The following is a 25,932-nucleotide window of genomic DNA, read 5'->3' as shown; positions in this document are numbered from 1 at the left end:
CGACAAAAACCGGGACCACGAGTGAGTTATGGCAAAAAGACCGTCCATTGAACAGCGACGCGAGTTCGGCAAGTTTCTCTCCAGCCGCCGCGCGCGGCTTGATCCGAAAGATTTCGGTTTGCCTGAAGGACCGCGTCGGACCCCGGGATTGCGTCGCGAGGAAGTCGCGGCTTTGGCTGGCGTGAGTGTCAGCTGGTACACCTGGCTCGAACAGGGCCGGGACATTCAGCCTTCTCCGGATGCGCTGCAACGGATCTCCAAGGTGCTCAAGCTGGATCGTGTGGAGTCCGCTCACCTGTATGCGCTCTCTGCGCTTGAGGTGCCGACCGCGCCAACCGGGGGAGGGGTGACCGCCGGCCTGGAAATGCTGGTGCGCGCGGTCAATCCCATCCCCGCCTATGTTCGCAACGCCCGCCTGGATATCCTCGCGTGGAACGACGCCATCGCCGAGCTGTTCGTGGATTACGGCTCGCTGCAGCCTCATGAGCGCAACACGTTGCGTCTGTTGTTTTTGTATATCCCGTACCGGACCATCATCCTTGACTGGGAACAGATGGCCCGAGGCATGATCAGTGCGTTTCGGGCTTCACGCGCGCTGGCTCAGGACAAGGCACCGTTCGACAGTCTGGTTGAAGAGCTCTCCGCCCTCAGCCCCGAGTTTCAGGAGTGGTGGCAGGACACCGAAGTCAAAGGATTCGAAGAAGGCCGCAAGCGCCTGTTGCATCCCATCAGCGGCTATATCGATTTCACCTACGTCGCCCTGACACCCGAGGGGCGACCGGACTTGTCGCTGGTGACCTACATCCCGCGCCACACTGCCTATGACTCACGGTCATAGGATAACAACACGCCTTCCTGGCCTTTCCGGGCTTACCTAGAGTGACGGTCATCGCAGCGCAAAAGTGCTGCACCGACCGCCAAACGAGGTAATGACCATGTCTGATTTGAGCTCGATCTCTACGCCAAATGTCGCCACGTCGCGCAACCCCGCTACCGGCGAGCTGATCGCCACCTATCCTTTCCAGACGCAGAGCGAAGTCGAGCAATTGCTTGATGCCAACGGTGCGGCTTTTCGCCTCTGGCGCGCCACGCCGATGGCCGAGCGAGTATTGGCTTATCGCCGTCTGGCCGCCACGCTGCGCGAGCGCTCGGAGTCCTTTGCTGCGTTGATCACTGCCGAGATGGGCAAGACCCTGGGCGCCGCGCGAGGGGAGGTGGAGAAATGCGCCGCCACGATCGAGTGGATTGCCGATAACGGCCCAGCGATTCTCGCCGACGAGCCGGTCAAGGTAGAGGGCGAGGATGAGGTCCACGTTTCGTTTTTGCCGATTGGCACTGTGCTGGCGGTGATGCCCTGGAATTTCCCGCTGTGGCAGGTGATTCGCGCTTCCGGGCCGATCATGCTGTCGGGCAACGGCTTCATGCTCAAGCATGCACCGAACGTGATGGGCTCGGCTTATGCGTTGCAAGAGGCCTATGAATCCGCTGGCTTCCCTAAAGGGTTGTTCACCAACCTCATTGCCGATAACGAAACGGTCGCCCGCACGATTGAAGACCCACGCATCGCGGCCGTGACCTTGACCGGCAGCATGCGCGCTGGTTCGGCGGTGGCGGCCACTGCCGGCAAGGCGCTCAAGAAAAGCCTGTTGGAACTGGGCGGTTCGGATGCGTTCATCGTTCTGGCCGACGCCAACATTGACCTGGCAGTGAAAGCGGCCGTCGAAGCACGCTTTCAGAATGCCGGTCAGGTCTGCCTGGCCGCCAAACGCTTTATCCTTGAAGCGCCAATAGCCGAGCAATTCACGCGCAAATTCGTCGCGGCGGTTGAGCAACTGAAGGTCGGTGACCCGCTCGACAGCGCAAATAATGTCGGCCCTATGGCCCGTGCCGATTTGCGTGACGAGCTTGATGGCCAGGTGCAACGCACACTCGCCGCTGGCGCGACTTTGCTGCTGGGCGGGCACAAGATTGACGGCCCGGGCAACTTTTATGCACCTACCGTGCTGGGCGATGTGGCGCCAGGCATGGCGGCCTTTGATGAAGAAACATTTGGCCCGGTGGCAGCCATCACTGTCGCTGCGAATGCGGAAGAAGCCATCGTGCTGGCCAACACCAGCGATTATGGTTTGGGCGGCAGCCTGTGGACCCAGGACATCGCGCGGGCCCAGCGCATCGCCCGTCGTCTGGAGACCGGTGGCGTGTTCATCAATGGTTTCCCGGCCACCAATGCGCGTATCCCGGTGGGCGGCGTCAAGAAGAGCGGCTATGGCCGCGAACTCTCGCACTTCGGCCTGCGCGAGTTCACTAACGCGCAGGCTGTCTGGGCCAAAAGCGTTGACTGATATCCAGTGAGCGATATCAGCGTGGGTGGAGCTCTGTAACCGCCCACGCTGCAAAAAGCCGTCGCACGTGCGACGGCTTTTTTATGCCTGCCATTCGGCCGCGCCTGATTCAGCTGATGGGGTGCAGGTCGGCGGGGTCAGGCCTATCAGTTCGATGGGCGCGGCGTCTCAGTGTGCGTCTGCATAGGCCTCAATCAGATCCTGAAGCGCGGCGACACAGCTTGTCGCGAGACCCGTCAGGCAGTGAGTCCTACGCTGCGCTGATGGCGTGCTGGTCTCGCTACGCCCATGTTTGTCGGCGCTGTTTGTGGGCGTTAGACCGTAACGCTGGCGAAACCCTCAGTACCCAGTTGGTCGGCGTGGATACTTCCAGCCAGATTGCAACGGCTTGCCCTAGGCATCCGTCTGTGGGATCAGGCGTCTTCGATATCTGCTCCCGCGTCGTCCGCCATCACAAGATCGCTATTGCGACCATGGTCTGCGCGCGTGGGTCCGAGTACCGTCAGGTTGAGTGCGTTATGACGTTGAAGTGTTTTACCAGCAGTAAACAGGAGCTTGTCAGGCGAAGCATCTGTCCGTCGCTGACCGGCATACAAAGGTGTTTGCACAGTAATAGAAGGGGCGGGCGATGATCGTTTCAACGCCAGAGCGGCGCTGTGCCGCGCCTGTTCCCTTGAAGTATGTTCGGGTTCCTGTGATGTACCAGAGGCTGTCAACGCCGCGATCAAACGACAAAGCCCGACATAAAGTCGGGCCTGGGCTTGGATGAATCCGTTCATTACCAGTTCATGGCGTTGATCTCGCTAGAGGTGTTGGAAGAGAGAGGTGCGCACACCTCTCGCCCTTGGCTGTGCATCAGGCTGATTTGTTTTGCAGTGCCTTGATCAGTACGTCTGCCGCCGGGCCTGAAGACGCCGGGTTCTGGCCGGTGATGAGCAGGCCGTCAGTCAGCACGTAAGAGCCCCAGTCCGGGCCTTTCGAGTAGACGCCGCCCAGCGATTTGAGAGCATCTTCGACCAGAAAAGGTACGACATCAGTCAGGCCGACGGCTTCTTCTTCGCTGTTGGCAAAACCGGTGACTTTCTTGCCATCGACCAGCGGCGTGCCGTCGGCGTTTTTCACATGACGCAGGACACCAGGCGCGTGGCATACGACTGCGACCGGTTTATGTGCCGCGATGAACGACTCGATCAATTGAATGGAGTTTTGGTCTTCAGCCAGATCCCACAATGGGCCATGGCCACCCGGATAAAACACAGCGTCAAAATCTGCCTGGGAGACGCTGTCCAGGCGCACGGTGTTGGCGAGTTGAGCGGTGGCTTTTTCGTCTTTTTCGAATCGACGCGTCAGGTCGGTCTGGAAGTCAGGCTCGTTGCTTTTCGGGTCCAGCGGAGGCTGACCACCTTTTGGTGAAGCCAGAATGATCTCGGCATTGATGTCGCTGAACGCGTAATAGGGCGCGGCCAGTTCTTCAAGCCAGAAACCGGTCGGACGACCAGTGTTGCCAAGGGTGTCGTGAGAAGTCAGAACCATAAGCACTTTCATCGTGTATTCCTTTTTAGCTGAGTTGAAGACTGCTGCGCAGTCAAAGTTGTGGAACAGTAGGTGGAACGTTAATAGACCAGTCGTCTAAGAAGTGGGCAAAAAAGAGCTTGGTTAGCCGCTTTGATCACCCACTGTCTTGGCAGTAAGCGATGCAGCGGGGTGAGCTGAAGGGACGCCTGCATCCGCCAGCGATGTGAGTGAGGTTGCAAGCGCAGTAAGCGTTGTCCTGATCTTCATCACGTCAGTCCTCATGGCGGGTCAATGTGGGTACACCTTAACTCTGAGTAGACCAGTCGTCTATAGATATTTCAAAATATTTTTATGCTGGTCAGGGGTCGTGGGAGAAGGTTGGTTACCGGCGAGCAAAGACCGGCCCTAGAGCAGGACACAGTCTGGGCTCAGATGAAGAAAAGTCGAGATCGGAGAATGGATATCCAGGCTAGCGGTGCCTGTTCAGGCAAGCCGCAATATTGCGCGCGTCGAGGCCATTGCAGTCTCGAACGGGGCGAGGCTCTTCTCAATCTTGACCATTACGCTGGCGCCGACCCAAAGCTGGTAGAGACTTTGCGCAACGGCATAGGGATGCTCGCAGGCGGGCAGTGAGCCGTCGGCAACGCCGGCCTCAATCGCGCTGCCCAGGCGGTCAGTGATCCCGGAAGTCCCGCGCTTGAGAACGGCGCGCATCGATTCCGAAAGATCGGCCACTTCCACGCCGAGCTTCACAGCAAGGCATTTGCCCTGGCAGTTCTCGAACGACTGGGTGTTCTGCCAGACCCGCCAGTAATTCATCAAGCGTTCGCCCATGGTCAAACCGGGCTCGCCGAGAATGCGGTCGATGTCCGCGAGGTAATCGTCGAAGTAGTTTTCAAGCAAAGCCTCGCCAAAGGCGTCCTTCGAACCGAAGTAATGGTAGAAGGAGCCTTTCGGTACGCCGGCGGTGGCCAGAAGCTCGTTCAGACCGACAGCGGAATACCCTTTGGCGGCCATGAGACGCTGGCCGACGTCGAGGATTCCTTGACGGACATCAGATGAACCGCGTGCAGTGAGAGTAGTCATGGTGTCGGAGAATACATCCTAGTAAGTCGGTCTACTAGCGGAATCTGATGGACGCGCAGGTCAGCGCACGCGGCAGTTGCAAGAGGTGGCCGACGGCTCCGTTGAAAAGCCGTCGTGCCGAGAGGGCGGACGCTGGATCAAAAGGGGCTAGATGTGATCCGCGCCCTCGGCTACTCCCTGATCCTCACCCAGAAACCCGCCGCTCTGATGGTGCCAAAGCCGGGCGTAGGTACCGTTCCTGGCCAGTAACTCGGTGTGTGTGCCCTGCTCGATGATGCGCCCATCGTCCATTACGATCAGTCGGTCCATGGCTGCGATGGTCGACAAACGGTGGGCGATCGCGATCACGGTTTTGCCTTTCATCATCTCGTCCAGGCTTTCCTGAATCGCCACTTCGACCTCGGAGTCCAGCGCACTTGTGGCTTCATCAAGTAGCAGGATCGGCGCGTTCTTCAGCATCACGCGGGCAATGGCTACACGCTGGCGCTGGCCTCCCGAAAGCTTGATACCGCGCTCACCCACCAAGGTGTCGTAACCACTGTGACCCTGCTTGTCGCTGAGCTGACTGATGAATCCGTCGGCCTGAGCGTTGGCTGCGGCAGCGCGGATTTCTTCGTCGGTCGCGTCGGGGCGGCCATAGGCAATGTTGTCGCGAATCGAGCGATGCAGCAGCGACGTGTCCTGCGTGACCATGCCGATAGCACTGCGCAGGCTGTCTTGCGTGACCTGTTTGATGTTTTGGCCATCGATGCGGATCTCCCCGCTGTCCACATCATAGAAACGCAGCAGCAAGTTGATGAGCGTGGATTTACCCGCGCCGGAACGGCCCACCAGACCAATCTTCTCGCCCGGACGGATAGCCAGGCTCAGGCCGTCCAGCACCTGACGCTCGCCGTTGTAGTTGAAGCTGACGTTATCGAAAGTGACCGCACCACCGGTAGTCACCAGCACGCTTGCATCAGGCGCGTCTTGCACCTTCGGCCCCTGGGTCAAGGTCGCCATGCCGTCCTGCACCGTGCCGATGCTCTCGAACAGCGAGGTCATTTGCCACATGATCCAGTGGGACATGCCGTTGATGCGCAACGCCATGGCGGTGATGGCCGCCACGGCGCCGGTCCCTACGTCACCCTGGTGCCACAGCCACAAGGCATAACCGCCGGCGCCGAGAATAAGCGCTACCACCAGCGCCTGATTGACGATCTCGAACTGGCTGACGAGGCGCATCTGGCGGAAGCCGGTTTGCTTGAAGTCCTCCATGGCTGCGCGCGCAAAATGCGCCTCACGCTTGGAGTGGGAAAACAGTTTCACGGTGGTGATGTTGGTGTAGGCGTCCGAGATTCGCCCCGTCATCGAAGAGCGGGCGTTGGCCTGCTCCTGGCCGACTTTGCCCAGGCGCGGCACGAAGTACAGCATCGCCAACCCGAACAGGACGATCCAGGCAATGAACGGCAGCATGAGCTTCAGGGCAAAGCCGCCTGCCAGGGCGATGATTGCCAGGAAATACACACCGATGCCGGGCGCGATTTCAATCAGAGTGAAGAGTACTTCCCGCACCGCCAGCGCGGTCTGCATCACCTTGGTGGTGACCCGGCCGGAAAACTCATCGGAGAAGAACGACAGGCTCTGCCGCAGCATCAAGCGGTGAAAGTCCCAGCGCAGTCGCAGCGGCAGGTTGATCGCCAGCACCTGATGCTGAACCATGGTGCGCAATGCAACCAGGCCAATGCTGACGACCAGCACAATGCCAATGCCCCACAGCGCCCGACTTTCCTGTTCAGCAGCGACGCCTCCGGCTTTCCATGTCGAAAGAAGGTCGACGACCTGCCCGAGAAACGAAAACAGCCAGGCCTCATAAAGCGAAACGCACGCACTGAGCACCGCGAACATGAGGATGTAACCCCGGGCGCCGCGGGTGCAGGCCCACAGAAAACGGGCCAGCCCCACCGGTGGGGGCGGTGCTTCATCGGGGGGGAAGGGGTCGAGCCGTCGTTCAAATACGCCCAGCATGAAGGTCTCCAAAAACTGTCCAGTGAATCAGATTCTGCCATCGATTGGCTGGCTTGCGGGTTTCGCAGGCAATGCGGCGAGCTTTGTCTCTTTAATAAATGACTCTCCTGCGATTTCGAACGCTTCATTCAACGGCCTGCTGTTAAGTGATCGCTCAACGGATGCCGTGCTACTTTTCCTGCCGATTTCAATCATGCGGACCTTCCGTCCGCATGCGCATTCAGGTTATTGCCCATGACACACATCTCCGAACGCCTCCTGGTCCAGGCGCATCTGGACGCCAGGCAGCCCAGAACCCTGAGCGAGGAAGAAGAGGCCCGGTACCGCCAGTTGATTGCGGCCGAGCTCAAGGCGCGGGACGCTGTGCTGGTGGCTCACTATTACTGCGACCCGGTCATTCAAGCGTTGGCCGAAGAAACAGGGGGTTGTGTTTCCGACTCTCTGGAGATGGCGCGGTTCGGCAAAAACCATCCGGCGAAAACTGTTCTGGTCGCCGGCGTGCGCTTCATGGGGGAAACCGCGAAAATTCTTACCCCCGAGAAACGCGTTCTGATGCCAACGCTGGACGCCACGTGCTCCCTGGATCTGGGCTGCCCCGTCGAGGATTTTTCCGCGTTCTGCGATCAGCACCCCGACCGTACCGTGGTGGTCTACGCCAACACTTCAGCCGCCGTGAAAGCGCGGGCCGACTGGGTGGTGACCTCCAGCTGCGCGCTGGAAATCGTCGAAAGCCTCATGGACAACGGTGAAAAAATAATCTGGGCACCTGACAAGCACCTGGGTCGTTACATTCAGCGTCAGACCGGTGCCGACATGTTGTTGTGGGACGGCGCCTGCATCGTTCACGAGGAGTTCAAGTCCCGTCAGTTGGAAGACATGAAGGCGTTGTACCCCGATGCAGCGATTCTGGTGCATCCCGAGTCACCTGAGTCCGTCATTGATCTCGCTGACGCGGTGGGGTCTACCAGCCAGTTGATCAAGGCGGCGCAAACGTTGCCCAATTCAATGTTCATCGTTGCCACCGATCGCGGCATCTTCTACAAGATGCAACAGCTGTGCCCCGACAAGACGTTCATCGAAGCGCCGACGGCGGGCAATGGCGCGGCTTGCCGCAGTTGCGCGCATTGCCCCTGGATGGCGATGAACACCTTGGCGCGTACGCTTGAGTGTTTGCGCGAAGGCACCAACGAGATATTCGTCGACCCGGCAGTTATCCCCCACGCCGTTCGGCCGTTGCAGCGCATGCTCGACTTCACTCAGGCGGCGCGCATGAGGAACACGGGAAATGCCTGACACGGCGTGTTCAAAGTAGGACCGGCTTCAGCCGGGAAGGCGTCACTCGCTAGATAGCAAATCCCAAATGTCCTCCTGGCCTTTCCCGGCTGAAGCCAGTCCTACAAGCGACAAGCGGATTCGATGCATTCTATCTTGCAGCTTAGGGCTTACCGCTTGTAGCTGAGCACAACTCGCCTCAGTTCATCATGTCCTTCACGGCACGTTCCTGAGCGATGATTTCCTGCTGGCGCGCATCGATCCTTGAGGCCAGCTGGAAGTTGTTGTTGGCACGCCGTTTGGCGAATTCGAGCTGCTGAATCGCCTGCTTGAAGTCGCCCATCAACGCGAAGTATTCCGCGCGAGCCTGATGCAGGCCGATGGTATTGCCTGACAGGCCACGGGTGTCCGCCACCTGGTTCCAGATGTCGGGGTCATCCGGTCGACTCTTAAGCAGGATCTCCAGCGACTTCAACGCTTCCGGGGCTTTGGACTGCTTGAGCAGGACATCGACCTTCGCTTGATTGAGCGGGTAATTATCGGGGTACAGATTCAGCATCCGGTCCACTCGCTGCTGGGCGTCGGGCAGGCGGTTATTGGAGATGTCGAGATTAACGGCAGCGAGGTTGTAGACGATGTTGTCCGGCGCCTTGTCGAGCAGCGGCTTCAACGTCTCACGGCCTTCGTTCAACTGACCCGCCTTGGTCTGCGCGAGCGCCAGGCCGTAGCGAGCGGCGTCGTTTTTCGGGTTCTCGGCCAGTTGCGCACGGAAACGCTTGGCGGCCATGCCGGGAGTTTCTTCGTAGATCAGCACCGTTCGCGCGCGCATCAACTGGTACGCCGGGCTGTCCTCCTTGCCGCCGGGCTTGGCTTGTTCGGCGCGGTTGCGGGTGTCGGCGATACGCGATTCGGTAACCGGGTGGCTCATCAGGAATTCCGGAGGCTTGGCGTCGTAGCGGTACTGACGCGCCAGGCGTTCAAACATGGTGGGCATGTTGCGCGGGTCGTACCCTGCCTTTTCCAGATTGAGAATGCCGATGCGATCGGCTTCCGATTCGTTCTGCCGTGAGAACCGCGCCTGCTCCTGAATGGCAGCTGCCTGAGTGCCAGCAATCGCGGCAATACCGGCATCGCCCGCCCCGGCGGCGGCCATGACGATACCCGCCAGCATCGCCGCCATTACCGGCACCTGCATCCGCTGCTGCGCCTGCACGCCCCTGGCGAAGTGCCGTTGTGAAAGGTGAGCCAGCTCGTGGGCGAGTACGGCTGCGTATTCGCCCTCTGTTTCAGCGTGCAGAAACAGCCCGCCGTTGACCCCGATAATCCCGCCCGGCGCCGCAAAGGCGTTGATCTCCGGGGTGTTGATCAGGATGAACTCGAGTCGGCGATCCTGCACCTGACTGGTTTCGGCAAGGCGGTAGACCGATGATTCGACAAAATCCTTGAGCAATGGATCGGACAGCTGCGCGACTTCAGAACGCAGCAACCCGAGCCACGCGCGCCCCAGGTCATGCTCTTGCTGCGGAGAAACGATGGATGAACTCGCGTCGCCGAGGGACGGCAGATCGTCTTCCGCAAAGCTCGGAGCCGCCAGCAGGCAGGCGAGTGTCAGCAGCGTGGGGCGCAAAAAATTCATGCACGAAACTCTGGGGCAGAAAGGCGCCACTGTAGCTGGCTCAATGGCTTGCTGACCAGAGTGGGGTATTCTGGAAAACTTGTAAGAATGTTCTTCCGCCGTTTTGCCTTTATGCAAACGCGGATGTGTCTAGCCGGAGAGAAGTGATGTCTGACGCTGTAGGACAACCCGCGGTCTGCGATGCAGAGCTCGACGCCAGCGGTCTTAACTGTCCGCTTCCTTTGCTTAAAGCCAAGATGGAACTCAATCGGCTGGCCAGCGGTGCGGTGCTAAAAGTGACGGCCACCGATGCGGGCTCACAGCGCGACTTCCGCACCTTCGCAAAACTGGCAGGGCATGTGTTGTTGCATGAGGAAAACGCTGACGGTGTTTACCGGTATTGGCTACGTAAAGCGTGAGCGCTTCTGACCTCCCGCACCCATAGGATATTTGATGTTCAAAGTGCTTCGCGACTGGATGCAGCGCTACTTCTCCGACGAAGAAGCGGTAGTGCTGGCGGTGCTGTTGATTCTCGGGTTTACCATTGTTCTCACCCTCGGCGGCATGCTCGCCCCGGTGCTGGCCGGGCTGGTACTGGCGTTTCTGATGCAGGGTCTTGTGAATCTGCTCGAACGCCTGCGTGTCCCAGAAGGCGGCGCGGTGGGGCTGGTTTTCGCCTTGTTCATGGGGGCGCTGGCCGTGTTTCTGCTGGTATTGGTGCCGTTGCTTTGGCATCAACTGATCACACTGTTCAACGAGCTGCCCGGGATGCTCGCCAAGTGGCAATCGCTGCTGTTACTCCTTCCTGAGCGCTATCCTCATCTCGTGTCCGATGAACAAGTGCTCCAGGCAATCGAAGTGGCGCGTGGTGAAGTCGGAAAATTCGGTCAGTGGGCGCTGACGTTTTCCCTCTCCAGCTTGCCGCTGCTGGTCAACATGATGATCTATCTGGTGCTGGTACCGATCCTGGTGTTTTTCTTCCTCAAGGACCGCCGGATGATCAACCAGTGGGCGAGGGGGTATCTGCCTCGCGAACGTACGCTGATCACTCGGGTAGCGGTGGAGATGAATCGACAGATCGCCAACTACATTCGTGGCAAGGTCATCGAGATCTTCATCTGCGGCATCGTCACCTATGTCGCCTTCGTCACCATGGGCCTCAATTACTCGGCGCTGCTGGCCATGCTGGTGGGTATCTCGGTGGTGGTGCCCTATGTGGGCGCGGTAGTTGTGACCGTGCCGGTGGCGTTCATCGCGCTGTTCCAATGGGGCTGGAGCGATCAGTTCATCTACCTGATGGCGGTCTACGGCATCATCCAGACGCTGGATGGCAATGTGCTGGTGCCATTGCTGTTTTCGCAGACCGTGAGCCTGCACCCGGTGGCGATCATCTGCGCAGTACTGCTGTTCGGCGGGCTGTGGGGGTTCTGGGGGATTTTCTTTGCGATCCCGCTGGCGACCCTGTTCAAGGCCGTGCTGGATGCCTGGCCTCGGAATGAGCCGACGGTGGCGCCCTTGTTGTAGCGACGTGCAGGAGCGCGCTTGCCCGCGATCGGCGTTGTCAGGGTCAATAGACGATGACTAAACGAATCCGATCGCGAGCGAGCTCACTCCCACATCATGGCGATCAGGCCTTGGCGAGTGCCTGAGCGGCTTCAAGCACTGCTGCAACATGCCCCGGCACCTTCACGCCGCGCCATTCCTGGCGCAGCACACCGTCCTTGTCGATCAGGAACGTGCTGCGGTCCACACCCAGGTATTCCTTCCCGTACAGCTTTTTCAACTTGATCACGTCGAACAGCTGGCACAGCGACTCATCCTTGTCGGAAATCAGCTCGAACGGGAACGCCTGCTTGGCCTTGAAGTTCTCGTGGGATTTCAGCCCGTCCCGCGAGACGCCGAACACCACCGTGTTGGCGGCCAGGAAGTCGGCGTGATGATCGCGAAAGCCCTGGCCTTGGGTCGTGCAGCCGGGCGTGCTGTCTTTTGGATAGAAATACAGGACAACCTGCTGGCCTTTCAGCCCCGACAGGGTGACCGCCTGCTCACTGGTGGCCTGCACCTGGAAGTCGGCGACCGGTTGATCGAGTTCTACAGCCATTCGGGAATCCTTACATCGGTGCTTGAGGGCGCCATGGTTCGATCAGCGCATCGAGGTTGAGTGCGTCGGCGAAGTCCAGAAACTGGTCACGCAGCCAGCTGATCTGGGTGCCGGCCGGCAATGTCACGGTGAACGTCGCGTTGAGCATGGTGCCGCCGGTCTGCGGTGCCTGATAGGTGTCGCAGATCAGATTTTCCAGTTCGACATTGTGGTCGATGAAGAACTGGCACAACTCATTGATGATGTCAGGACGATAGGCCGAGCTGACGTAGGCCACATAAGGCAGTGCCTCCGGGCGATTTTCCAGGGAGGCACTGCGCACTACGTTGACGGTAAAGGCATGCTTCTTGGCCAGATTTGGCAGCCCGGTTTCCAGGCGCGCCAGAGCGTCCCAGCTGCCGGAGATCTGCAGGATCAGCGCGCTGCATTCACCATGACGGGTAAGGCGCGAGCTGACGACCGAGCAACGGCTTTCGTTACTGGCGCGGCACAGCACGTTGGTCAGCTCCATTGGGTTGGCGCCAAGGGCACTGATGACAAGGAATTGTTCGCGAACTGTGGGGATGGATGACATGCAGCATTCCTAAACGATGAGCGGTCGGTACGCAGCAGGCCTGTGCCGGCGGGCTCGACGAACGAAGACGTTGCAGGTTGCCCCGGCCCACGACCGCCAGTCGCTGCCATGAGCCTGTCATGGCGCGCGATAACGACGCTGGGTGGGGTGATTGGCAACAAAATCGAGCAGTCGAACGAGCCGGGCAGATGACCCGTACCGATCAAAGACCGAAGGGTAGCGAAAACCGTCGCCGAGGGGAATGCTCGCCTTGTGCAAGGATCATGGCGCCAGTACCATTACCGCTCTCTTTTTCCGGCAGGAGCGGTTTGCATGATTGCGGGCAGTATGGTGGCACTGGTCACACCCATGGATGCACAAGGTCGTCTCGATTGGGACAGCTTGAGCAAACTGGTGGACTTTCACCTGCAAGAAGGCACCAACGCCATTGTTGCCGTCGGCACCACAGGTGAGTCCGCGACGCTCGACGTCAACGAACACATCGAAGTCATCCGCCGTGTTGTTCAGCAGGTTGCCGGCCGCATTCCGGTCATCGCCGGTACGGGCGCGAACTCCACCCGCGAGGCGGTCGAACTGACCACCAACGCCAAGAACGCCGGTGCCGATGCCTGCCTGCTGGTCACCCCGTATTACAACAAGCCGACCCAGGAAGGCTTGTATCAGCATTTCAAGCATATCGCCGAAGCCGTCGATATCCCGCAGATTCTGTATAACGTGCCTGGCCGTACAGCCTGCGACATGTCAGCCGAGACCGTTATCCGCCTGTCGAAAGTCAAAAACATCATTGCCATCAAGGAGGCCACAGGTGACCTGCAGCGCGCCCGCGACATTCTCGCCGGTGTCAGCAGCGACTTCCTGGTGTACTCCGGCGACGACGCAACGGCGGTGGAACTGATGCTGCTGGGTGGCAAAGGCAATATCTCTGTCACCGCCAACGTTGCTCCGCGTGCCATGGCTGATTTGTGCAAGGCCGCCATGGCTGGCGATGCCGATGCCGCCCGCGCCATCCATGAAGAGCTGATGCCGCTCAACAAGACACTGTTCATCGAATCGAACCCTATTCCCGTGAAGTGGGCCTTGCATGAGATGGGTTTGATGCCAGACGGAATCCGTCTGCCACTCACCTGGCTCAGCGAGTCCTGCCACGAGCCGCTGCGTCAGGCCCTGCGCCAGTCCGGTGTATTGGTCTAATGAGGAAGCACTACGCAATGAAGCGACTGGCCGGACTTTCCGCACTAGCCTTGATTATCTCCAGCACCAGCGGTTGCAGCTGGCTTTTTGGTCAGGACGGTTATTTCCGTGATCGCAGCAGCGATTACCTTGAAGCCACCCAGAAGCCGCCAATGCAGCTGCCCGAGGGCGTTCAGGAAGTCAAACGTCTGGACCCGCTGCTGCCTATCCCGCGCAACGTGGCCGACGACACCCAGAAGGGCGCATTCAACGTGCCGCGTCCGCAGCCGTTGTCCACCGTTCAGGACTCCGGCGACTACACGTTGCAGAAGAGCGGCGACAACCGCTGGATTCTCGCCCAGCGCGCCCCGGCCGAAGTCTGGCCAGTGGCCCATCAGTACTTTGAAGACAACGGTTTCCGCATCGCCGAAGATCGTCCGCAGACCGGTGAATTCAACACCACTTGGCAGCGCATGGATGAATTGTCCGCGTCGGTTGCCAAGCGCATGGGGGCCAGTGGCGATGCCGCCAACACCGAAAGCCGCGTCCGTGTGCGTATCGAGCCAGGTGTGCAGCGCAACACCAGTGAAATCTACGTGGTCAGCGTGCAACGCCCGGCGGGCAGCAACGACGATCCAGCCTTCCCGTCACGCAGCACCAACGTCGGCCTGGACTCTGTGCTCACCGACGACATGCTTGCCAGCCTGACCCGCACCGCCGAGAAGGGCGGGTCGGTCTCGCTGCTTGCCGCCCGTGATTTCGATACCCCTAGCCGCGTTTCCCTCAGTGAAGACGGCAGCGGCAACCCGGTGCTGAACCTGGGTGCAGACCTGGATCGCGCGTGGTCAAGCGTCGGTCGCGCCCTGAATCAGGGTGACTGGCGTGTTGAGGATATCAACCGCAGCCTGGGTCTGTACTACATCAACCTGGCGGAAAAAGCCGACAAGCCTGAGAACAAGCCGGGCTTCCTCAGCCGCGTGTTCGGCAGCGAAGAGTCGAAAGAAGAGAAAGAAGCCCGCGCCGAGCGTTATCAGGTTCGCCTGAGCAAGGTTGGCGAAAACGTTCAGGTAACGGTCGAGAAGAACATCAACACCGTAGCCCCGACGGATATCGCGCGCCGCGTGCTGAGCGTCATTCAGGACAACCTGGGTTAAGTGCGCTTCGCAGTTCTGGGTAGCGGCAGTCGCGGTAACGGTACACTGGTTGCGAGCAACGACACCTACGTGTTGGTCGACTGCGGTTTCTCTCTAAGGGAAACCGAGCGACGGCTCGACCGGCTGGGCGTCAGCGGCAAACAGCTCAGTGCCATTCTAGTGACCCATGAACATGCCGATCATGTGCATGGCGTGGGCTTGCTGTCTCGGCGCTACGATGTACCCGTGTACCTCAGTGATGGCACGCTGCGCGGCATGCGCAAGCCGGTTGAAGCAGGTTTGCGGCTGGCCGGTGGGCAGGACCTGCGCATTGGCGGTCTAAGCGTCGATGTGGTGTCCGTGGCTCATGACGCGCTGGAGCCCACCCAATTCGTCTTTAACGACGGGCGCCGTCGCTTCGGCTTGCTGACCGATCTGGGTTCGTATTGCCCGGTAGTGCTGGACAGCTATCGCGGGCTGGATGCGCTGATGGTCGAATCCAATCACTGTCGCGATCTGCTTGCCCGTGGTCAGTACCCGTACTTCCTCAAGCAGCGTGTAGGCGGGGACCGGGGTCATCTGAACAACCATCAGGCCGCCAGCCTGGTGAACGAGCTTGGGTGGCAGGACTTGCAACACTTGGTGCTGGCCCATCTGAGCAGCAAGAACAACCTGCCGCATCTGGCCCGGCAATGCTTCGTCGACACCCTTGGCTGCGACGCAGACTGGCTACAATTGGCCGATCAGGATTCCGGGCTCGACTGGCGTGAAATCGCCTGACGTCCCAAACGGGCGATTCGCCCACATCATTCAGCAAGCGGAGCCCATCATGGAAAAACGTGAAGAACTCTACCGCGGCAAAGCCAAGTCGGTTTACAAGACCGATGACGCTGACCGCTTGATCCTTGTGTTCCGCAACGACACCTCGGCGTTCGACGGCAAGCGCATCGAACAGCTCGACCGCAAAGGCATGGTGAACAACAAGTTCAACGCCTTCATCATGCAGAAGCTCGAAGCTGCAGGCATTCCGACCCAATTCGACAAACTGCTGGCCGACAACGAAGTGCTGGTCAAAAAGCTCGACATGATCCCGGTCGAGTGCGTCGTGCGTAACTACGCCGCCGGCAGCCTGGTCAAGCGCCTGGGCGTGGAGGAGGGCATGAAGCTGAACCCTTACACGTTCGAATTGTTTTTGAAGGACGACGCCAAGGGCGACCCGTTCATCAATGATTCCCACGTCGTGGCGTTCGGTTGGGGCACCGCCGAGCAATTGGTTCGCATGAAAGAGCTGTCCCTCAAAGTCAACGAAGTCCTGACCAAGCTGTTCGACGATGCCGGCCTGCTGTTGGTCGACTTCAAGCTTGAATTCGGCGTGTTCAGTGATGGTTCCATCGTTCTCGGCGACGAGTTCAGCCCGGACGGCTGCCGCCTGTGGGACAAAGAGACCCGCAAGAAGATGGACAAGGACCGCTTCCGTCAGGGCTTGGGCGATGTCATTGAAGCGTACGAAGAAGTCGCTCAGCGTCTCGGCGTACCGCTCTGATCCGTTGCTGCACCTGCAAAATGCTGCAAGCACCTGAAAGAACGCGAAAAAATCCTTAAAAAGGATTCGCGTTCTTTGAACGACCTGTTATGATGCGCGCCGTTGGAGAGATGCCGGAGTGGCCGAACGGGACGGATTCGAAATCCGTTGTACTGGCGACAGTACCTAGGGTTCAAATCCCTATCTCTCCGCCATTATTTGAAAAGCCCCAGAAGCCATGCTTCCGGGGCTTTTTTTGCGCAAAAAAAGGAGCAAGTTTCACTTCGCTTCAGTCGCTGGCGCTGTCAGAAGCGCCATCGGCATCCAACCTAAGCCCATTCCGCCCAGCGCACCGCCGTCAATCCATACCGACGTCCATGAGCGATCAGGGCGCTCAGCTCTTCTCTCGTCTTCGACACGTTGTGCAACACGCCAATGCCCGCGTGCAGGCAGGCGTAGTACCAGGCATCTGCTTCATTCAACTCTGAATCGGGTTGGAGAAATACACGGTGCTCCCCCAGAAAGCGGTAGTGGATGCGAAAGATGCGCTGGCCTGACATTAATATCTCCGGTTTGATATCAATGTGACTGCGATGGCTCATCGCCAGTTCAATGCGCGATGTATTTTGCTGCGGTCCCAGCGTGACCTTAACTGAACACCAGCACCTGACTTGAGCGCAACGCTATGCCGTGGTCTCGCGCGTGACCGTGCACGTCTGATCAGTTTCCACTCGGTAGGGCGTTGCTGATTGGTTTGATGAAATCCGGCCATCATGGCGCAATCAACAGGCGACAAAATGTCGCAATCGATTTCAGGCGAGTAAGATAGGCACCCTGTTTTCACCCCCTATTTCTTCGGGCGGAGTCCCGTATCGAGCGTCGTGTGGTATCCGACCTCCGGGCGTCGTTTCGACTACGTATTGATAGAGCAAACAGAGAAAAGGCGATCACTGCAAATGACCAAGACCTCGCGACCTTTATACATTTCCTACGCCGGCCCTTCCTTGCTGGAGATGCCGCTGCTCAACAAGGGCAGTGCATTCACGCCGCAGGAACGCATCGATTTCAATCTGGTTGGCCTTCTGCCACAGAACGTAGAAACCATCGAAGAGCAGGTCACCCGCGTTTACAGCCAGTACCAGCAGTGCGCGAGTGACCTGGATAAACATATTTATCTGCGCTCCATTCAGGACAACAACGAAACGCTGTTCTTCCGCTTGCTGGATTCGCACCTCGACGAGATGCTGCCCATTATCTACACCCCGACGGTAGGTCAGGCGTGTCAGGAATTCTCGAAAATCTACCGCACCCACCGCGGGCTGTTCATTTCCTACCCTGAACGCGATCGCATCGATGACATCCTGCGCAGCGCGACCAAAGATCGCATCAAAATCATCGTGGTCACGGACAGCGAGCGCATCCTTGGTCTGGGCGATCAGGGCATTGGTGGCATGGGCATTCCGATCGGCAAATTGTCGCTGTACACTGCATGCGGTGGCATCAGCCCGGCTTACACCTTGCCGATCGTGCTCGACGTGGGCACCAATAACAAAGAATTGCTGGACGACCCGATGTACATGGGCTGGCGCCATGAGCGCGTGACCGGCAAAGAGTACGAAGACTTCATTGCGCTGTTCATCGAGGCCGTGCAAAGCCGCTGGCCGGACGTGCTGCTGCAGTTCGAGGATTTCGCCCAGACCAACGCCATGCCGCTGCTGGAAAAGTACCGCGACGAGCTGTGCTGCTTTAACGACGACATTCAGGGGACGGCATCGGTTGCCGTGGGCACATTGCTGGCGGCGTGCAAGGCGAAGAACGAAACCCTCGGCCAGCAGCGGGTCGTGTTCCTGGGCGCGGGGTCGGCGGGTTGCGGGATTGCCGAGCACATCATCGCGGCGATGGTGATCGAGGGCTTGAGCGAAGCCGAAGCGCGCAAACGCGTGATGATGGTTGATCGCTTCGGGCTGCTCACGGACAGCATGGACAACCTGCTGGACTTCCAGAAGAACCTCGCGCAGAAGTCTGGCGATGTCGAGGGTTGGTCGAGCGGCGAAGGCTCGCCCGAATTGCTGGATGTGGTCGCCAACGGCAAGCCAACGGTGCTGATCGGCGTGTCCGGCCAACGCGGGCTGTTCACCGAGCAAGTCATCCGTGAGATGCACAAGCACTGTGCCAAGCCGCTGGTCATGCCGTTGTCCAACCCAACCTCTAAAGTGGAAGTCACTCCACAGGAAGTTCTGACCTGGACCAATGGCGACGCGCTGGTCGCAACGGGCAGCCCCTTTGCCCCTGTCACGGTGGGTGATCGCACGTTCCATATCGCTCAGTGCAATAACTCCTACATCTTCCCGGGCATCGGCCTTGGGGTCGTGGCGTCGAAGGCGACGCGCATCACGGACAAAATGCTGATGGCGGCTTCCAATGCGTTGGCAGAGTGCTCGCCGATGGTGACGGGCAAAGGTGATGCGGTATTGCCGCCGCTCAAGGAGATTCAACAGGTGAGCAAGAAGATCGCCCTCGCCGTTGCGTTGCAGGCTCAGGCTGAGGGTTTTGCGCTGGAGACCACCGAAGAAATGCTCGTTGAAGCCATAGAGCGCAACTTCTGGATGCCCAACTACCGCAGCTACCGTCGCAGCGCGGTGTAACGCACCGCCGCTGACGGCCAGAGCTTCAAAATAAAGACCGCCCATGGACACATGCGGCGGTCTTTTGTTTTGTGGCGAAAAACATCAGGATGAACCTCGGATAAAAATAACAACACAAGCGAGGCCGCATGCAAACGGACGTGAGTCTCTACGACTACATCATCGTCGGCGCAGGCCCGGCGGGGTGCCTCTTGGCCAACAGGCTTTCTCAAAATCCCGCGCACCGGGTGCTGCTTCTCGAAGCCGGCGGCCAGGACAATTACGCCTGGATTCATATACCGGTGGGGTATCTGTATTGCATCGGCAATCCGCGCACTGACTGGTGTTTCAAGACCGAAGTGGAGCCTGGACTCGGCGGTCGTGCCCTCAACTATCCTCGCGGCAAGGTGTTGGGCGGTTGTTCGTCCATCAACGGCATGATCTACATGCGCGGTCAGTCCCGCGACTACGACGATTGGGCAGAGCAGGGCAACAAAGGCTGGAGCTGGAATGAAGTGTTGCCGTTCTTCAAACGCTCCGAAGATCACTATGCAGGAGACTCGGAACTTCATGGCGGGCAAGGCGAATGGCGAGTCGAACAGCAGCGTCTTTCCTGGAAATTGCTGGACGCCTTTCGTGAGGCGGCGGCTCAGACCGGCATCCCGTCTATCCCCGATTTCAATAGCGGCGACAATGAGGGATGCAGCTATTTTCAGGTCAATCAGCGGCGCGGAGTGCGCTGGAATGCGTCCAAAGCCTTTCTGCGGCCGGCATTGAAGCGACCCAACCTGACAGTGATCACCGGGGCAGAAGTATCGCGGGTGGTGTTTGAAAACAGGCGAGCCAGCGCAGTGCTGGCTCGGGTAAACGGGCAAGAGAAAACGCTTCACGCCCGGCGCGAAATCATTCTCTGCTGCGGGGCAATCGGTTCGCCCATGGTGCTACAGCGCTCAGGCATCGGGCCGCGAGGGTTGCTGGAGAAGCTTGGAATTGGTGTGCGGCACGAGCTGCCCGGCGTCGGCGCCAATTTGCAGGATCATCTGCAGCTGCGCCTGATCTACAAAGTCAGCAACGGCCAGACGCTGAATAAAATGGCGGGTAGCCTGTGGGGCAAGATGAATATGGGGCTGCGCTACGCCGTCAATCGCAGCGGCCCGTTGGCCATGGCGCCGAGTCAATTGGGCGCGTTCGCGCGTTCAGGGCCGGAGCAGTCAACCGCCAATCTCGAATATCACGTCCAGCCGTTGTCTCTTGAGCGCTTTGGCGAGCCGCTGCACGGTTTTCCGGCGTTCACCGCATCGGTCTGCGATTTGCGTCCGCAGAGCCGTGGCAGCGTGGAGATTCGCTCAGCGCTGGCCGATGCCACGCCCATCATTCGCCCTAATTACCTGAGCCACGACACCGACCTCAAGGTCGCTGCCGATGCGATTCGCCTGACCCGTCGCATTGCCGCGGCGCCCGCGCTCGCCCGCTTCGAGCCGGTCGAATACTTGCCTGGCGCAGGCTTGCAAACCGAGGAAGAGCTGCGCCAGGCAGCCAGCGTTATCGGCACCACGATCTTTCACCCCGTCGGCACCTGCAAGATGGGGCAGGGCCGTGACGCAGTGGTTGACGAACGCTTGCGCGTGCACGGCGTTGTGGGTCTGCGCGTCGTCGATGCCTCAATCATGCCGAGCATCACCTCCGGCAACACCTGCTCGCCGACTGTGATGATCGCCGAGAAGGCGGCGCAGATGATTATTGAGGATGGGTTGAGGGGTGGGGCGCGATCCCTGTCCCCTTTTTGATCCTCATAATTACGTGGATGCGCGCTGAATCTGACGCTGCGCTTTCCAGCGAAATAGCTGGAGAGCGCGACAATCCCACCCCACCAATCGTTCTCATCCTTTTCACAAAAAATTGATGGCCCGATGCCTAAAGTTCGCGGCATCGGCGGGGTTCCTCCCGCGTTTATACTCTCATTTCCAACCAAGCAGACTTTTATGCTCAACGTAAAAGCAGTTCGCCCCGAGCGTGTGACATTGCTTGCCAGTGCTTTTTTGCTGGTCGGATTTAATTTGACCCTTTGGCAGCATCTATTTGCAATTACCGACTCCGACGGAAAAGGCATGTTGCTGCGCGGCGCTTTTGCGCTGATGGTGTTCTGCGTTTTCAATATCTTTTTCACGCTGTTGGCATTCAAGCGCGTATTAAAACCTGCATTGATTTTGGTGTTTTTTGTCAGTGCCGGCGTGGCTTATTTCATGAGCCAGTACGGCGTGATGATTGACGCGGGGATGTTCAGAAACTTCGCTGAAACCAATGTCACGGAAGTGCGCGATCTGCTGTCTTTGAAGTTGCTGGCTTATTTATTTTTTCTGGGTGTGCTGCCTTCACTCATCCTGCTCAAAACGCCTGTCGTTTATCGCCGCTGGCCGCGAGAGTTGCTCAGCAAAGCGCTGGTGTCTGTGGTGTGTGCAATCGCCATCGGCGGCGTGGCGCTGTTGAACTATCAGGGGCTGTCGTCGCTGTTTCGTAATCATCATGAACTGCGCCTGATGGTGGTGCCGAGCAATTACCTGGCGGCCTCTGTGGGGTATTTGAGCGAGCAGGTCAAATCTGCGCAACGGCCGTTTGTGAGCATCGGCCAGGATGCCAAACTTGCCGGCGACTGGCAGCAGCACACGCGTAAATCGCTGACGGTGCTGGTCGTGGGCGAAAGCGCGCGAGCGGAGAATTTCGGGATACTGGGGTACAACCGCGATACCACCCCTCAGTTGAGCAAGGAAAATGGCCTGCTCACCTTTACCGACGTGCATTCCTGCGGCACGGAAACAGCAGTGTCGGTGCCCTGTATGTTTTCCAACATGGGCCGCAAGGATTACAACGCCAGCACTGCGCGCAACGAGGAAGGGATGCTGGACGTCCTGAAGCGCGCCGGGCTGGACGTCATCTGGCGCGACAATCAGTCAGGCTGCAAAGGCACGTGTGATCGGGTAACGCTGCAGGACGTGAGTAACTTGAAGGACCCGGCGCTGTGCGCCAACAATGAATGCCGTGACGAGATTCTGTTGCAGGGCTTGCAACACTTCATTGACTCGCTGGACAAGGACACCGTGCTGGTACTTCATCAGATGGGCAGTCATGGGCCCGAATACTTCAAGCGTTATCCAAAAGAATTCGAGAAATTCACCCCAGTGTGCGAAAGCAATGCGCTGAACAACTGTTCGCGCGAAAGTATCGTCAACGGTTATGACAATACGCTGCTGTACACCGATCATGTGCTGGCGTCGCTGATTGATATATTGCGCAATAACCAAAACAAAGTAGACACGGCCATGGTTTACCTCTCCGATCATGGCGAGTCGCTGGGCGAGTACAACCTGTTCTTGCACGGCACGCCTTATATGCTGGCGCCTGATCAACAGAAACACGTGCCGATGCTCGCCTGGTTTTCCGATAACTATCAGCAGTCCTTCGCCGTGGACACCCATTGCCTGCAAAAAGAACGGAACGCACCGCTCAGTCAGGACAATCTTTTTCACTCGATGTTGGGCCTGTTGCAGGTGCGCACGAGCGTCTATAACCCGGCGCTGGATATGTTTGCGGGCTGTCGGGGGATTTATACGGACGGGGTACTGGCCAATGAATGAGTCCGCGCGCAACAAGCCCGGCATGGAACATTCCGTGCCTGAACATCCCCACACGCTTGGTCGACGTCTGAGCTCATGGCGCGATGCGCAATTGGCGCGGATGGCGTTGCGCGATGCCGGTGAGCCCGGACTGGTGCTGGACGTGCCGTCGGGTTCCGGGCGCTTCTGGCCGGTGCTGGCCGAGCACGCCAACCGGGTCATACTCGCCGCCGATCCCTCTACAGACACGCTGGCGCACGCCGAGGCGCAGACCGCAAATGAGGTGCGCAAGCGCATCCGTACGTTTCAAAGTTCGGCTTTCTCCATCGGCCTGTCAGCAAACGCAGTGGACTGTATCTTTTGCATGCGGCTGTTTCATCATCTGGGCGACAGTGAAAAACGCGGCGCGGTGCTCGACGAGTTTCATCGAGTGACCCGTGACACCGCCATTGTTGCGCTGTGGGTGGACGGTAACGTGAAGGCCTGGCGCCGCAAACGTCAGCTGGGGCAGCTCGCGCCGGGTACGTTCGCGCCGCGCAATCGGTTTGTGGTGTGCCGCAGCGACATTGAAGCCGAGTTTTCTCACGCCGGGTTCAGGATCGTCGGTCACCGTGACTTTTTGCCTGGCTACGCCATGTGGCGTGTGTACGTGCTGCGCAAGGCCGGTGAATGATCCGATGGGCGACCGGTCTGGCTAGCCTGATTCAGGTTCGTCGAACATGAAGTTGATCGAGACTTGCAGGACGGATGCCCGGTAACCGCATGTAGCGATATATACTGCGCGCCATTCTTCGAGGGAGAGCCGTGTGGCCATCGATATTCACTGGATTCGCGACGACGATAGCCTCGCCGACCATTGCGCACAGTGGCAGACCCTGCCTTATGTGGCGCTCGACACCGAGTTCATGCGTGTCGACACCTTCTATCCCATCGCCGCGCTGTTGCAGATCGGCGACGGTTCACGCGCTTACCTGATCGACCCGTTGTTGATCAGCGACTGGAAACCTCTGGCCGCGTTGCTGGAAAACCCCGACGTCATCAAAGTCGTTCACGCCTGCAGTGAAGACCTTGAGGTGCTGCTGCGCCTGACGGGTAGCCTGCCCGTGCCTTTGTTTGATACGCAGCTGGCGGCGGCCTACCTGAACCTGGGTTTCTCCATGGGTTATTCGCGCCTGGTGCAGGAAGTCCTGAACATCGATTTGCCGAAAGGCGAAACGCGTTCCGACTGGCTGCAGCGCCCGCTGTCTGATACCCAGATCAGCTATGCGGCAGAAGACGCCGTGCATCTGGCCGAAGTCTACAATCTCCTGCGCCCCCGTCTGTCCGACGAAAAGTACGCATGGGTGCTGGAAGACGGCGCCGAGCTGGTGGCCAATCTTCGTCGTGAGACCGATCCCTACGACGCGTATCGCGACGCCAAGCTGGCGTGGAAGCTGTCGCGTGCGCAACTCGCGGTGCTGCGCGAATTGTGCGCCTGGCGCGAGCAGCAGGCGCGCTTGCGCAATCAGCCGCGCAACCGCGTGCTACGCGAGCACTCGCTGTGGCCGCTGGCCAAGTCCCAGCCGGACAATCTTGCCGCGCTGGCGAAAATCGATGACATGCACCCCAAAACCGTACGCCAGGACGGCGAGTTCCTGCTCGACCTGATCAAGAAAGCCGGCAGTGTCTCGCCGGATCAATGGCCCCCGGCGCTACCCGAGCCGCTGCCGATCGAAGCTTCCAACGTACTCAAAAGCCTGCGCGCCATTGGGCAACAGCAAGCCGAACGCCTGGACATGGCGCCGGAATTGATGCTGCGCAAAAAGACCCTCGAGGCCTTGCTCAAGACCGGTTACCCGGACGGCCCTTATAAATTGCCCGATTCGTTGCGTGGCTGGCGCCGCGAATTGATGGGCCAGATGCTGCTCGACAGCCTGGCCAACGTTGGAGAACAGCCTTGAAACGTATTTGCTCTATCTATCGCAGCCCGCGCAGGAACGAAATGTACCTGTATGTCCTCAAGAGCGACGCCCTGGAGCGCGTTCCGGAGGAGTTGCTGACGGCATTCGGCAAGCCGCACCATGCCTTCGACCTGGTGCTGTCTCCTGAGCGCGCATTGGCCCGCGAGGACATCCACACCGTGCTCGCCAATCTGGAAAAGCAGGGCTACCACCTGCAGATGCCACCGGCCGAAGATGAGTACATCGAGCACTTGCCGGAAGAGCTGTTGCGCCGCAACGACCCTATGTAACGCTTAACTGACCCTGCAATTCATCGCAGGGGTACACCGGGCCGTTGCACGCGTCAGGCCAGTCGGGACACTCATGCCCGGCTGCGGACGCCGTACGGCCGCATGCCCTGTTTATCGAGTTTTGAATCCATGCGCGTTCTGATCGCCGAACACGATTACCCCATCTACACCGAACTCCTTCGCAAGACTGCCCCGGACATCGAAGTGCTGAGCAGCGGTCATTCCGCTGAACTGTCGAAAATGGCCGCAGAGGCACCTGTCTGGCTTGGCCAGCCCGACTTGCTGGCCAACCTGTTGCGTCAGGGCCACAAACCCAAATGGCTGCAGTCCACCTGGGCGGGCGTCACGCCGCTGCTGGCTGACGGTCTGTACCGTGATTATCAGCTGACCCGTGCTGTGGGTATTTTCGGTCAGGTGATGGCCGAGTTCGTGCTGACCTACATGCTGGTGCATGAACGCGAGGTCCTGGCGCGACTGGTCAGCCAGGTTGAACGCAAGTGGGACAACCGCATGGCCCAGAGCCTGGCCGGACGCAAGGCGCTGATCGTCGGAACGGGCGACATCGGCATGCAGGTGGCGCAGTTCCTTGTGCCGTTTGGTGTCGAGCTGTATGGCATCGCTTCCAGCGCGCGGGTTCAGGCGCCGTTCGTTGAAGTGGCTGCGCTGGAGGACCTGCCGCGTCTGGCGGCGGAGGCTGATTTCGTCATCAACCTGCTGCCCAACACACCGCACACCCATGACCTCTACAACGCGAAACTGTTTGCCTGCTTCAAGCCCTCGGCGTTGTTTATCAACGTTGGTCGTGGCACGGCGGTGGTCGATGCTGATCTGGTTGAGGCGCTGAAAGTAGGGCACCTGGCCGGGGCGGTCATCGACGTCTGCCGTCAGGAGCCGCTGCCCCAGCGTCACCCGTTCTGGACCGCATGGGGCCTGTTGCTGACAGGGCACAGCTCCGCGCCCACGTCGCCACCGGCCATGACCCAGCTGTTTGTCGACAACTTCAGAGCCTACGCAGCGGGAGAGGCGCTGCGCGGAGAAGTGGACTTCGCCAAGGGTTATTGAGCACTTCAATTGTAGGACCGGCTTCAGCCGGGAAGAGGCCGATGTGTACGCCATCCATTTTGAGGCGT

Annotated in this window: 25 protein-coding genes and 1 tRNA gene; 17 read left to right on the top strand and 9 right to left on the bottom strand. The window is 59.2% G+C overall.

Annotated elements, in window-relative coordinates:
• Positions 1-28: 28 nt before the first annotated feature.
• Both LT42_RS14125 and LT42_RS14120 read left to right on the top strand, forming a co-directional pair.
• Complete coding sequence (locus LT42_RS14125; protein WP_037014033.1) at positions 29-838, top strand: helix-turn-helix transcriptional regulator; 810 nt, start codon at positions 29-31, stop codon at positions 836-838.
• A gap of 106 nt (positions 839-944) precedes the next feature.
• A complete protein-coding gene (locus LT42_RS14120; RefSeq protein ID WP_037017289.1) occupies positions 945-2,342 on the top strand; it encodes an NAD-dependent succinate-semialdehyde dehydrogenase in 1,398 nt (465 codons plus the stop codon).
• A gap of 413 nt (positions 2,343-2,755) precedes the next feature.
• On the opposite strand, the gene LT42_RS25740 is transcribed toward LT42_RS14120, so the two are convergent.
• From LT42_RS25740 to LT42_RS25945, 5 genes are all read right to left on the bottom strand, one after another.
• The gene (locus LT42_RS25740; RefSeq protein ID WP_152597677.1) at positions 2,756-3,121 is read right to left on the bottom strand and encodes a hypothetical protein; all 366 of its coding nucleotides are present in this window, start codon (positions 3,119-3,121) and stop codon (positions 2,756-2,758) included.
• A gap of 76 nt (positions 3,122-3,197) precedes the next feature.
• Positions 3,198-3,887: a type 1 glutamine amidotransferase domain-containing protein gene (locus tag LT42_RS14115; protein WP_037014031.1), complete on the bottom strand. Its 690-nt coding sequence runs from the start codon at positions 3,885-3,887 to the stop codon at positions 3,198-3,200.
• Positions 3,888-4,340: 453 nt separating this feature from the next.
• Positions 4,341-4,943, bottom strand: a complete 603-nt coding sequence (locus LT42_RS14110) for a TetR/AcrR family transcriptional regulator (protein WP_037014022.1) — start codon at positions 4,941-4,943, stop codon at positions 4,341-4,343.
• A 147-nt stretch (positions 4,944-5,090) separates the two neighbouring features.
• Positions 5,091-6,950 carry an ABC transporter ATP-binding protein gene (locus tag LT42_RS14105; RefSeq protein WP_037014019.1) on the bottom strand — a complete coding sequence of 620 codons (1,860 nt, stop codon included), beginning with the start codon at positions 6,948-6,950 and terminating at the stop codon, positions 5,091-5,093.
• A 27-nt stretch (positions 6,951-6,977) separates the two neighbouring features.
• Positions 6,978-7,145 carry a hypothetical protein gene (locus tag LT42_RS25945; RefSeq protein ID WP_160176720.1) on the bottom strand — a complete coding sequence of 56 codons (168 nt, stop codon included), beginning with the start codon at positions 7,143-7,145 and terminating at the stop codon, positions 6,978-6,980.
• 39 nt (positions 7,146-7,184) lie between these two features.
• On the opposite strand from LT42_RS25945, the gene nadA reads away from it, so the two are divergent.
• A complete protein-coding gene (gene nadA / locus LT42_RS14100) occupies positions 7,185-8,243 on the top strand; it encodes a quinolinate synthase NadA (protein ID WP_037014017.1) in 1,059 nt (352 codons plus the stop codon).
• Between the two features lie 178 nt (positions 8,244-8,421).
• On the opposite strand, the gene LT42_RS14095 is transcribed toward nadA, so the two are convergent.
• Positions 8,422-9,858 carry a M48 family metalloprotease gene (locus tag LT42_RS14095; protein WP_037014015.1) on the bottom strand — a complete coding sequence of 479 codons (1,437 nt, stop codon included), beginning with the start codon at positions 9,856-9,858 and terminating at the stop codon, positions 8,422-8,424.
• 146 nt (positions 9,859-10,004) lie between these two features.
• Here LT42_RS14095 and LT42_RS14090 point away from each other — a divergent pair, with 146 nt between their 5' ends.
• On the top strand, positions 10,005-10,256 hold the full coding sequence (locus LT42_RS14090; RefSeq protein ID WP_037014012.1) for a sulfurtransferase TusA family protein: 252 nt from the start codon (positions 10,005-10,007) through the stop codon (positions 10,254-10,256).
• A gap of 34 nt (positions 10,257-10,290) precedes the next feature.
• On the top strand, positions 10,291-11,361 hold the full coding sequence (locus LT42_RS14085) for an AI-2E family transporter (protein ID WP_037014010.1): 1,071 nt from the start codon (positions 10,291-10,293) through the stop codon (positions 11,359-11,361).
• A 103-nt stretch (positions 11,362-11,464) separates the two neighbouring features.
• Here the strand turns inward: LT42_RS14085 and LT42_RS14080 are convergent, their stop codons facing one another.
• Together LT42_RS14080 and LT42_RS14075 are read right to left on the bottom strand one after the other, a co-directional pair.
• Positions 11,465-11,938, bottom strand: coding sequence for a peroxiredoxin (locus LT42_RS14080; RefSeq protein WP_037014007.1), 474 nt, complete (start codon positions 11,936-11,938; stop codon positions 11,465-11,467).
• A gap of 10 nt (positions 11,939-11,948) precedes the next feature.
• A complete protein-coding gene (locus tag LT42_RS14075) occupies positions 11,949-12,512 on the bottom strand; it encodes a glycine cleavage system transcriptional repressor (protein WP_037014004.1) in 564 nt (187 codons plus the stop codon).
• Positions 12,513-12,824: 312 nt separating this feature from the next.
• Between LT42_RS14075 and dapA the strand changes: the two genes are divergently transcribed.
• From dapA to LT42_RS14050, 5 genes are all read left to right on the top strand, one after another.
• Complete coding sequence (gene dapA / locus LT42_RS14070) at positions 12,825-13,703, top strand: 4-hydroxy-tetrahydrodipicolinate synthase (protein ID WP_037014001.1); 879 nt, start codon at positions 12,825-12,827, stop codon at positions 13,701-13,703.
• Between the two features lie 17 nt (positions 13,704-13,720).
• Positions 13,721-14,836, top strand: a complete 1,116-nt coding sequence (gene bamC / locus LT42_RS14065) for an outer membrane protein assembly factor BamC (RefSeq protein ID WP_037013999.1) — start codon at positions 13,721-13,723, stop codon at positions 14,834-14,836.
• Positions 14,837-15,595, top strand: a complete 759-nt coding sequence (locus LT42_RS14060) for an MBL fold metallo-hydrolase (protein WP_037013994.1) — start codon at positions 14,837-14,839, stop codon at positions 15,593-15,595.
• Positions 15,596-15,644: 49 nt separating this feature from the next.
• Complete coding sequence (purC, locus tag LT42_RS14055; RefSeq protein WP_037017287.1) at positions 15,645-16,358, top strand: phosphoribosylaminoimidazolesuccinocarboxamide synthase; 714 nt, start codon at positions 15,645-15,647, stop codon at positions 16,356-16,358.
• A gap of 104 nt (positions 16,359-16,462) precedes the next feature.
• Positions 16,463-16,552: transfer RNA gene (locus LT42_RS14050), tRNA-Ser, on the top strand.
• A gap of 114 nt (positions 16,553-16,666) precedes the next feature.
• On the opposite strand, the gene LT42_RS14045 is transcribed toward LT42_RS14050, so the two are convergent.
• Positions 16,667-16,939, bottom strand: a complete 273-nt coding sequence (locus LT42_RS14045) for a DUF6555 family protein (RefSeq protein ID WP_052075284.1) — start codon at positions 16,937-16,939, stop codon at positions 16,667-16,669.
• Positions 16,940-17,293: 354 nt separating this feature from the next.
• Here LT42_RS14045 and LT42_RS14040 point away from each other — a divergent pair, with 354 nt between their 5' ends.
• The 7 genes from LT42_RS14040 (at position 17,294) to LT42_RS14010 (ending at position 25,864) form a co-directional block, all read left to right on the top strand.
• Positions 17,294-18,982: an NAD-dependent malic enzyme gene (locus tag LT42_RS14040; RefSeq protein WP_037013985.1), complete on the top strand. Its 1,689-nt coding sequence runs from the start codon at positions 17,294-17,296 to the stop codon at positions 18,980-18,982.
• Between the two features lie 128 nt (positions 18,983-19,110).
• The gene (locus LT42_RS14035) at positions 19,111-20,748 is read left to right on the top strand and encodes a GMC family oxidoreductase (protein ID WP_037013982.1); all 1,638 of its coding nucleotides are present in this window, start codon (positions 19,111-19,113) and stop codon (positions 20,746-20,748) included.
• Between the two features lie 195 nt (positions 20,749-20,943).
• Positions 20,944-22,593, top strand: a complete 1,650-nt coding sequence (locus LT42_RS14030; RefSeq protein ID WP_037013976.1) for a phosphoethanolamine transferase — start codon at positions 20,944-20,946, stop codon at positions 22,591-22,593.
• Positions 22,586-23,245 carry a class I SAM-dependent methyltransferase gene (locus LT42_RS14025; protein WP_037013974.1) on the top strand — a complete coding sequence of 220 codons (660 nt, stop codon included), beginning with the start codon at positions 22,586-22,588 and terminating at the stop codon, positions 23,243-23,245. The genes LT42_RS14030 and LT42_RS14025 overlap by 8 nt, the downstream gene beginning before the upstream one ends.
• Before the next feature lie 133 nt (positions 23,246-23,378).
• Positions 23,379-24,512, top strand: a complete 1,134-nt coding sequence (gene rnd, locus LT42_RS14020; RefSeq protein WP_037013971.1) for a ribonuclease D — start codon at positions 23,379-23,381, stop codon at positions 24,510-24,512.
• On the top strand, positions 24,509-24,802 hold the full coding sequence (locus LT42_RS14015; RefSeq protein ID WP_037013969.1) for a YcgL domain-containing protein: 294 nt from the start codon (positions 24,509-24,511) through the stop codon (positions 24,800-24,802). The genes rnd and LT42_RS14015 overlap by 4 nt, the downstream gene beginning before the upstream one ends.
• A 129-nt stretch (positions 24,803-24,931) precedes the next feature.
• Complete coding sequence (locus LT42_RS14010; protein ID WP_037013966.1) at positions 24,932-25,864, top strand: D-2-hydroxyacid dehydrogenase; 933 nt, start codon at positions 24,932-24,934, stop codon at positions 25,862-25,864.
• The last annotated feature ends 68 nt before the right edge of the window (positions 25,865-25,932 follow it).

The organism is Pseudomonas lutea (assembly GCF_000759445.1).
Classification (GTDB): Bacteria; Pseudomonadota; Gammaproteobacteria; order Pseudomonadales; family Pseudomonadaceae; genus Aquipseudomonas; species Aquipseudomonas lutea.
Note: the sequence above shows the minus strand (reverse complement) of the source record. Positions and strands in the feature narration are given on the sequence as shown.

Excerpts from the sequence above, each read along its gene's own strand:
- LT42_RS14125 (WP_037014033.1), top strand. The coding sequence starts at position 29 with ATGGCAAAAAGACCGTCCATTGAACAGCGACGCGAGTTCGGCAAGTTT.
- LT42_RS25740 (WP_152597677.1), bottom strand. The coding sequence starts at position 3,121 with ATGAACGGATTCATCCAAGCCCAGGCCCGACTTTATGTCGGGCTTTGT.
- LT42_RS14115 (WP_037014031.1), bottom strand. The coding sequence starts at position 3,887 with ATGAAAGTGCTTATGGTTCTGACTTCTCACGACACCCTTGGCAACACT.
- LT42_RS14110 (WP_037014022.1), bottom strand. The coding sequence starts at position 4,943 with ATGACTACTCTCACTGCACGCGGTTCATCTGATGTCCGTCAAGGAATC.
- LT42_RS14105 (WP_037014019.1), bottom strand. The coding sequence starts at position 6,950 with ATGCTGGGCGTATTTGAACGACGGCTCGACCCCTTCCCCCCCGATGAA.
- LT42_RS25945 (WP_160176720.1), bottom strand. The coding sequence starts at position 7,145 with ATGATTGAAATCGGCAGGAAAAGTAGCACGGCATCCGTTGAGCGATCA.
- nadA (WP_037014017.1), top strand. The coding sequence starts at position 7,185 with ATGACACACATCTCCGAACGCCTCCTGGTCCAGGCGCATCTGGACGCC.
- LT42_RS14095 (WP_037014015.1), bottom strand. The coding sequence starts at position 9,858 with ATGAATTTTTTGCGCCCCACGCTGCTGACACTCGCCTGCCTGCTGGCG.
- LT42_RS14090 (WP_037014012.1), top strand. The coding sequence starts at position 10,005 with ATGTCTGACGCTGTAGGACAACCCGCGGTCTGCGATGCAGAGCTCGAC.
- LT42_RS14085 (WP_037014010.1), top strand. The coding sequence starts at position 10,291 with ATGTTCAAAGTGCTTCGCGACTGGATGCAGCGCTACTTCTCCGACGAA.
- LT42_RS14080 (WP_037014007.1), bottom strand. The coding sequence starts at position 11,938 with ATGGCTGTAGAACTCGATCAACCGGTCGCCGACTTCCAGGTGCAGGCC.
- LT42_RS14075 (WP_037014004.1), bottom strand. The coding sequence starts at position 12,512 with ATGTCATCCATCCCCACAGTTCGCGAACAATTCCTTGTCATCAGTGCC.
- dapA (WP_037014001.1), top strand. The coding sequence starts at position 12,825 with ATGATTGCGGGCAGTATGGTGGCACTGGTCACACCCATGGATGCACAA.
- bamC (WP_037013999.1), top strand. The coding sequence starts at position 13,721 with ATGAAGCGACTGGCCGGACTTTCCGCACTAGCCTTGATTATCTCCAGC.
- purC (WP_037017287.1), top strand. The coding sequence starts at position 15,645 with ATGGAAAAACGTGAAGAACTCTACCGCGGCAAAGCCAAGTCGGTTTAC.
- LT42_RS14045 (WP_052075284.1), bottom strand. The coding sequence starts at position 16,939 with ATGAGCCATCGCAGTCACATTGATATCAAACCGGAGATATTAATGTCA.
- LT42_RS14040 (WP_037013985.1), top strand. The coding sequence starts at position 17,294 with ATGACCAAGACCTCGCGACCTTTATACATTTCCTACGCCGGCCCTTCC.
- LT42_RS14035 (WP_037013982.1), top strand. The coding sequence starts at position 19,111 with ATGCAAACGGACGTGAGTCTCTACGACTACATCATCGTCGGCGCAGGC.
- LT42_RS14030 (WP_037013976.1), top strand. The coding sequence starts at position 20,944 with ATGCTCAACGTAAAAGCAGTTCGCCCCGAGCGTGTGACATTGCTTGCC.
- LT42_RS14025 (WP_037013974.1), top strand. The coding sequence starts at position 22,586 with ATGAATGAGTCCGCGCGCAACAAGCCCGGCATGGAACATTCCGTGCCT.
- LT42_RS14010 (WP_037013966.1), top strand. The coding sequence starts at position 24,932 with ATGCGCGTTCTGATCGCCGAACACGATTACCCCATCTACACCGAACTC.